The sequence below is a fragment of the Paenibacillus sp. AR247 genome (assembly GCF_002968895.1).
Classification (GTDB): Bacteria; Bacillota; Bacilli; order Paenibacillales; family Paenibacillaceae; genus Paenibacillus_AQ; species Paenibacillus_AQ favisporus.
The window spans coordinates 78,728-82,686 of sequence record NZ_PCZT01000015.1 but is presented as its reverse complement, the minus strand read 5'-3'; the positions used below and the strand labels follow the sequence as shown (position 1 = coordinate 82,686).

Here is a 3,959-nt window from a genome sequence, read left to right as displayed (position 1 = left end):
GGCCGTGTGAACGGGGCTCATCTGACATCCCGGGGAGAACGGTTCGGTGGGCGGCGAAATGACGAAACGCCTCGTTCGTCTGGCGCAGCAAAACCTGCTGTAACCAGCCGTTTCAACGCTAATCAGAGAAGCACTCATGCAGCTTTTTTCGAGGTCCATGTTCCCTCTGCGTTGATTGACATGGGTTGACAAATACGTTAATATGACATACGAGGATTGTAGAACAACCTTTTCCTTTGCGGAAAAGGTTCATTTTTTGTTTAGAACTTATCTGCCGTTGTTATAATACCCTTATAGGAGGTTGATACAATGTCTGTAAAAGGACGTCATCTGTTCACATCCGAGTCCGTTACGGAAGGACATCCGGACAAGATTTGCGACCAGATCTCCGATGCGGTTCTTGACGCTTTTCTGGAAAATGATCCGAATGCCCGCGTGGCGTGCGAAGTGTCGGTTGCGACCGGCCTGGTGCTCGTCATCGGTGAAATCAGTACGAAATCCGAATATGTGGATATTCCCGCTATTGTTCGAAATACGGTAAAAGAAATCGGCTACACTCGGGCCAAGTATGGCTTTGACTCCAACACGATGGCCGTGTTGACATCGCTCAACGAGCAGTCGGCCGACATCGCGCAAGGCGTTAACGCCGCCCTGGAGAGCCGTGATCCAGCACAGGTCGACAAGGAAACCGAAAACATCGGTGCCGGCGACCAAGGTCTGATGTTCGGTTTTGCGACCAACGAGACGCCAGAACTGATGCCGCTTCCGATCGCGCTGTCCCACCGCATTGCCCGCCGCTTGGCTGAGGTGCGCAAGAACGGTACGTTGGACTACCTGCGTCCGGACGGTAAAACGCAGGTGACGATCGAGTATGTGGACGATAAGCCTGTCCGTGTCGATACGATCGTCGTTTCGACGCAGCACTCGGAAGACGTGACGCTGGAGCAAATCCAGAAAGACGTGAAAGAGCAAGTCATTCTGCCGGTGGTTCCTGCTGAACTGCTTGACGCCGAGACAAAGTATTACATCAATCCTACGGGGCGTTTTGTCATTGGCGGACCTCAAGGGGACGCTGGTTTGACAGGACGTAAAATTATTGTCGATACGTACGGTGGATATGCCCGTCACGGCGGCGGTGCTTTCTCCGGTAAGGATCCGACGAAAGTGGACCGTTCGGCCGCATACGCAGCGCGTTACGTAGCGAAGAACCTCGTTGCTGCAGGATTGGCTGATAAATGCGAAATCCAATTGGCTTACGCCATCGGTGTAGCAACTCCGGTATCGATCAACGTCGATACGTACGGAACGGGTAAAGTGAGTGACGAGAAGCTCGTTGAGCTGATTCGTGCCAACTTTGACCTGCGTCCAGCCGGCATCATTCGCATGCTGGATCTGCGCCGTCCGATTTACAAGCAAACCGCAGCATACGGTCACTTTGGCCGTACCGATGTGGATCTGCCTTGGGAACGTGTCGACAAAGCCGAAGAGCTGCGTGCTCAAGCCGGTTTGTAATCGAAGCGATTACTTATAATAGAAGATAATTTTTTAAACCTCAGTTTGGCCAAATGGTCGGGCTGAGGTTTTTTGCGTGCCTATCACCTAGCGTTTCTAGCCATAGGCTAAACTTCCTTTCCATTTTAACCGACATAGAAGTATAAGCGTGTGCCTGTGAAAAGGGCGCGGTATGTTTCATTTCACAGGTCGGTATACGAGGAAAGGTAGGTTTAAGCCATTCTATGAAAAAAATAACGGCATGCATGCTAGCACTCGCCATGGCATTGGACATAGGAATCATAGGAGGGATGGGAGGAAGTCCCGTATCAGCTGCAGCCGCTGCAGTGCAGGCTCAAATGAGCGGACCGCTTGTCTCCACGCTGCCGACAGATGGGGCCGTGGAGGTTGGGAGACGTCCGGATTTTCAGCTGACCTTTAACCAAAACGTACATATTGCCGATCCATCCGCCGATCCAGCGTCGGACCCAGTGGTTCGGATCATCGATCCGGAAGATAACCAGATCAAGCTCAGCCTTAGCGACTTGAATTTACCTTCCAGCTGCCTGAAGGCAAATGGCTGTCATACCAGACGAAATATCAGGTGACAATTGAAGAAGGGGTGTTCCAGGACGCTAATGGTCCGCTGGGCGAATCGACGTTTACGTTCACCACGCTAAGCAAGCTGGCTATTGTGGACTACGCGCCACAAGTGGGTTCAATCGGAGCCAGTCCTTCCAACGCGCTGCAGCTGACTTTTAATGAAGAGATCCAAACGGGAAGCGGCAGCGTGCAGATCAAACGCGTGTCCGACAACCAAGTGGTGGACTCCATTACGCTGACGCAGGGGCAGACGAACTCGCGGGTTCAAGTGGATGGGAAAAAGGTAAGCTTCACGTTATCCCGTTCGTTGGACAAAAACACGACGTATTATGTCTATATCCCTGCTGGTGCCATCACCACGCTGGATGGGCAAGCGTTCGGCGGGTTGACGACGGGCGGGCAGTGGTATTTTACGACCCAGGGAGATACCGCCATTACGGCCAAATCGCCGCAGAGCGCCGCGGCCGGGATCGCCACGAACAGCAAGCTCCAGCTGACCTTTAACAACCCGGTGTATCCAGGGCAGGGTACGATCGATCTATATAAAACGGGCGGCACCAAGGTGACATCGATTAACGTCCAATCCACCCAGGTGACAGGCGGCGGGTCGACGACCGTGACGATCGATCCGGGGAGCGTTCTGTCGTACGGGACGTCGTATTATGTGATCGTGCCTGCAGGAGCTTTTCAGGACCGGGGAGGCAGTAACGTGGCGGGGATCACCTCGACCACAGGCTGGACCTTCACGACGGCATCAGCGCCAGGCAGTACGACTCCGCTGTCCGTGACCAGCTTGTCTCCGACAAGCGGAAGTACGAACGTGGCAGTGGACGCGACGCTGTATATGAATTTTAACCGGGAAGTAGTTCGCGGTTCGGGGAATGTACTGCTCCGGAAATCCTCCAATGGCGCCAGCGTTCCGGTGACGGTCACGGTGAGCGGGACCCAGGCCAAAATCCAGCTGCAGTCCGGTTACACGCTCGACAAAGACGCGTCTTATTACGTGACTGTAGATCCGGGGGCTTTTTACGACAAACAGAACCCTGGCATGAACTATGCTGGAATTACAAGCAGTACGGGCTGGACGTTCCAGACGAACACGTCGGACAAGCAAGCTCCGGTGCTGCAGAGCAGCGAGATGTACAGCAACACGACGATCCGGCTTGTATATAATGAAGCTTTGTATTCGGACTCCTGGCCATCGACGGCCAATTTTACTGTGACGGTGAACGATGAAGCGCGGCGGATCAGCTACGTGTACACCTCCGGTGACAGCGTCTATGTCATTCTGGAGACCGGCGTCGCCGTTGGGCAAAATGTGAAAATCAGCTACAATGGCGGCTCCAGCCCGATCCGCGATGCAGCGGGGAATGCGGCGGCGGCTTTTGGGGCCCGCGAGGTCGTGAATGGCGTGGACTCCGCACTGCCGAAGCCAACCAGCGGCACGATTTCGGGCAGCACGGTGGTGCTGTATTTTAGCCAGTCGCTGAAAAGCCCACCTGCCTATGCCTACGAGCAGTTCACAGTGACGGCGGACGGAACGAGTATGGGCGTCAAAAGCGTGAGTCAAAGCGGCCAGTCCTTGACGCTGTCCCTGAACACGTCCGTCGGTGACGGGCAGGTGGTGCGGGTCAGCTACAAGCCGGGGGCGTATCCGATTCAGGATTACCGCGGACAAAATATCGCCGGATTCACGGACTACATCGTCCGCAACTATTGGGACACAAAGCCCCCGGTCCTGGACAAGGCGGAAGGCGGCGGCACCAAGCTGGTCCTGACGTATAACGAGCTTCTCAGCACGACCAATGTGCCGATGAAAAAGCCAATTTTCCGACTGGTCAACAATGTGCCGAATTACGTGACCG

General features: G+C 54.5%; 3 protein-coding genes. All 3 read left to right on the top strand.

Annotated features, from left to right (window positions below; genetic code table 11):
* Positions 1–58 precede the first annotated feature (58 nt).
* A complete protein-coding gene (locus CPT76_RS42295; RefSeq protein WP_374954732.1) occupies positions 59–103 on the top strand; it encodes a hypothetical protein in 45 nt (14 codons plus the stop codon).
* Positions 104–309: 206 nt separating this feature from the next.
* A complete protein-coding gene (metK, locus tag CPT76_RS25005; RefSeq protein ID WP_076174616.1) occupies positions 310–1,512 on the top strand; it encodes a methionine adenosyltransferase in 1,203 nt (400 codons plus the stop codon).
* Positions 1,513–2,095: 583 nt separating this feature from the next.
* Positions 2,096–3,959: Ig-like domain-containing protein (locus CPT76_RS24995; protein ID WP_181153029.1), on the top strand; the 1,864-nt coding region annotated here is incomplete at its 3' end.

What these genes read in the sequence shown, in the direction of transcription:
- metK (WP_076174616.1), top strand. Translation starts at nt 310, where the DNA reads ATGTCTGTAAAAGGACGTCATCTGTTCACATCCGAGTCCGTTACGGAA.